The organism is Shewanella sp. 11B5, from assembly GCF_002836795.1.
GTDB classification, from domain to species: Bacteria; Pseudomonadota; Gammaproteobacteria; order Enterobacterales; family Shewanellaceae; genus Shewanella; species Shewanella frigidimarina.
The window spans coordinates 1-3,618 of record NZ_PJAP01000646.1 but is presented as its reverse complement, the minus strand read 5'-3'; the positions used below and the strand labels follow the sequence as shown (position 1 = coordinate 3,618).

3 protein-coding genes and 1 pseudogene are annotated in these 3,618 nt (G+C 39.9%); 2 read left to right on the top strand and 2 right to left on the bottom strand.

The genetic code is table 11. From position 1 onward, the window contains the following. Together CXF78_RS14810 and queG are read left to right on the top strand one after the other, a co-directional pair. Positions 1-1,856, top strand: a 1,856-nt coding sequence (locus CXF78_RS14810; RefSeq protein WP_102037233.1) for a GGDEF domain-containing protein, incomplete at its 5' end; no start/stop codon positions are given. Between the two features lie 40 nt (positions 1,857-1,896). Beyond that, positions 1,897-3,126 carry a tRNA epoxyqueuosine(34) reductase QueG gene (gene queG / locus CXF78_RS14805; protein WP_145991468.1) on the top strand — a complete coding sequence of 410 codons (1,230 nt, stop codon included), beginning with the start codon at positions 1,897-1,899 and terminating at the stop codon, positions 3,124-3,126. Between the two features lie 20 nt (positions 3,127-3,146). Here queG and CXF78_RS14800 read toward each other — a convergent pair whose 3' ends face one another. Together CXF78_RS14800 and CXF78_RS22075 are read right to left on the bottom strand one after the other, a co-directional pair. Continuing rightward, positions 3,147-3,359: a dodecin gene (locus CXF78_RS14800; protein WP_041412796.1), complete on the bottom strand. Its 213-nt coding sequence runs from the start codon at positions 3,357-3,359 to the stop codon at positions 3,147-3,149. A 134-nt stretch (positions 3,360-3,493) separates the two neighbouring features. Further along, positions 3,494-3,568, bottom strand: a pseudogene (locus CXF78_RS22075) (hypothetical protein); the annotation flags it as partial. Positions 3,569-3,618 lie beyond the last annotated feature (50 nt).

The following is a 3,618-nucleotide window of genomic DNA, read 5'->3' as shown; positions in this document are numbered from 1 at the left end:
TTATTGCCATTTTTATAGCAATATTTTTTTTACCTACATCAGTCTTTGCCGCTTATTACGACAACGTCAAAGCTGATGCGATCTATAAAAAAATAGATTTAGCTGATTATGTTGATCAGGTTTCAGGTGAAGAGTTACTCAACGAATATAAGCGGCTCATTGCCTCTGACGATGAGATCCGTCAAAAACTCTATGTCCGTTTATACTGCTGGAACCAGCCTTCTACTACAGATAGTGAACTTGCCAGCGCCATTAAGTATGCAGAGCAACAACTGCTGATATATTCAGTACCCTATCCATCAGCAATTCATACTGATTTATTATTATGTTTAGGTTATTACAAACAGTTTTCAGGGCAATTAGACGAAGCTCTTGACGATCTTTCTAATGCAATAAATAACGCATACGAACTTGAAGATCCTCGACTTATCGCTGACGGCCGAAGCATTCGAGGGGCAATGCTGTCATATCAAGGCAACTATTCATCTGCATTAGAAGATTTAATTACATCGCAACAATTGTATGAAAATCTTAATTTAACTTATTGGGCAAATGATAACTTAAGTGAACTTGCTGCAAGTTATCGGCGTTTTGGTGATGCTGAAACCGCTCTGAAATACCAAATAAAACTTGAACAAGCTTACCTTAAGGCCAATCAACAAATAGAAGCTGATAATATCAATAATCAGATCGCGTTTTCACTTCTAGAGCTTGGGCGTATTGACGAGTCTACGGCACGATTTAAACAGTCGCTTACCTTCTGGAAAACCCAAAAAGATAACATTGCTATTGCAGATGCCAAAACCAATATTGCAGGAAACCTGATTAAACTAGATAAAATAGATGAAGCACTAGTGCTGTTAAAGGAAGCAGAAAAAGAAATCCCAGTCAGTAATGATGGGCCGCATAGTTCATTAATGTTATACCTAGCACAAGTATATTTAGCTAAAAATGAATTAGATAAAGCCCTTGAATACAGTCAACTTGCATCAATTGATTTTAACCGTGGTGGCAATCAACGCGGTGAAAATGAAAACATCTATCTCAAAAGCGATATCTACCAAGCTAAAGGTGATATTGAAAATGCATTAAAAACATTACAAAAATTTATTAAAATGCACATGGCACTTGATAAGCAAAATATGTCTGATCGCAACTCAGAAATGCAAGCGCGCTTTAATACCAACAAAATTCAAACCGAAAACGAATGGTTAATACAACGCGACAAAGATAAAGAGCAACAGTTACAGATTTTACAGCGTAACGAAAGCATGCAAATTATCATTATTATCTTAGTTGCGATTATTTTAATTATCGTATCAATGTTTGCTTACAAGCAAGTTATACGAAAACAACTCTTTAGGCGTTTAGCCCTAACCGATGAGCTGACTAAATTGGCCAATAGACGTGATACCTATTCTCAGGGGCATTACTTCTTAAAATCATCCAAACTATCAGGTAAGCCGTTTTCCATTATCTCTTTTGATGCTGATCATTTTAAAATGGTCAACGATACATTAGGCCATGATATGGGCGATAAAGTGCTAGTAAAGCTAGCGTCAATTAGCGCAAGCATGATGCGCGATACCGATGTTGTTGGACGTGTTGGCGGTGAAGAATTTTTGATTTTACTGCCTAATATCGACAAAACTAAAGCCATTGAAATCGCTAATCGTTTAATTGAAACCATTGCTGATTACGATTGGACTCAGATTGCGCCGAACTTACATCAAACCGTCAGTGCCGGGGTTGCCAGCTATAGTAATGAAGAAGACTTGTCACCATTGTTACTAAAAGCCGACAAAGCGCTCTATTCTGCCAAAGCTGCAGGTCGAAATTGTGTCAAAGCTGAGTAAAACGCGTATAATTTTAGCGTGTTTACTCAATGATAGTGTTATGACAACAACGACCGCAGCATTAACTCCAAATCCTATTCCTGATCTAGGAACCGATCTAACAACTGAGCCCTGTCCATTGACCGCGGCTCAACTTGATGTGCTCAATAGACAAATCAAGCTTTGGGGTAAAGAACTTGGCTTTGCTCATATTGGTGTTGCTGATGTCGACTTAAGCCAACATGAAGCAGCATTACAAGATTGGTTAGATAAGGGGTATCACGGTGAGATGGGTTATATGGCTAATCACGGAATGATGCGCGCTAGACCTGCAGAGTTACATCCAGGAGCCATTAGAGTGATTTGTGCTCGGATGGACTATTTACCACCTGACGCCGGCTTTGCCAGTAATTTAACTGACCCAAATCTTGGTTATATCTCTCGTTATGCGGGTGGACGTGACTATCATAAACTCATCCGACAACGGCTTAAAAAGCTCGGCGATAAAATCAACCAGTATTGCCAACAACTAGACTTTGATGCGACTGATTTTAGACCATTTGTGGATTCTGCACCTATTTTGGAACGTCCATTAGCCGACAAAGCCGGACTAGGCTGGACTGGCAAACACTCGTTAATTTTACACCCTGATGCAGGCAGTTGGTTTTTTCTCGGCGAGTTACTCATTAACTTACCATTGCCGTTAGATATCCCGATTGAAGAAGGCTGCAACACTTGCGTAGCCTGCATAAAATCATGCCCAACTGATGCGATTGTCGAACCCTATGTTGTCGATGCAAGACGTTGTATTTCTTACTTGACCATTGAATTACAGGGTGCTATTCCAGAAGAGTTTCGCCCGCTTATAGGCAATCGTATTTATGGTTGTGATGACTGTCAGCTAGTGTGTCCGGTAAACGCTAAAGCACCACTGACTAAAGAGACTGATTTCCATACTCGCACTGCGCTTATTCAACCCGATTTACTGACTTTATTTGCTTGGTCTGAAACTTATTTTCTCAGCCAAACAGAAGGTAGTGCGATTCGTCGAATTGGTCACAAACGTTGGTTACGTAATATCGCGATTGCATTAGGTAATGCTCCCGCTAATCCGGCCATTATTGAGGCATTGGAGCAACGTAAACACAGTGAAGAAGTGGATGATATGGTACATGAACATATTGAATGGGCATTAGTGCAACAAATACAAAAAGCGCCGCAATCGGCGCTTTCACGGAAAACTCAACGAGTGATTAGATCAATACAAAAGGGTTTACCAAGAGACGCATAAACGAAAGCGACAACTAGGTCCTAAGCATTAGAGTCTAAGGTAAAACCCACTTTAATAGTTACTTGCCAGTGGGCAATGAGACCTTCTTCTAAGTGGCCACGAGTTTCGATAACTTGAAACCAGCGCAAATGTAGTAAACTTTTATTGGCTTCTGCAATCGCATTTTTAACAGCCTCATCTGAACTGATTGGTGATGAACCAACAAGTTCAATGACTTTATAAGTGTGACTCATAATAGCTCCTATTGTTAACTGCACATCTTTAGTTTTAGTGTAGTAAACAATAGTACAGTTCACCGCAAAATCACTGCGTAATAACCAGCAAAATGGAGTAGCAGAACCAATCTAACTCAATTGATTTCTGTAAGTTAATCAATTTGAATAATGCCAATAGCTGCTTTTTCTAAATTGATCACTTCGTCACGTACAGCTAACGTAAGTTGGTTAAGCTTTGCGCATCGTTAGCCCAGTCGACCGCCATAGATTTTGGACG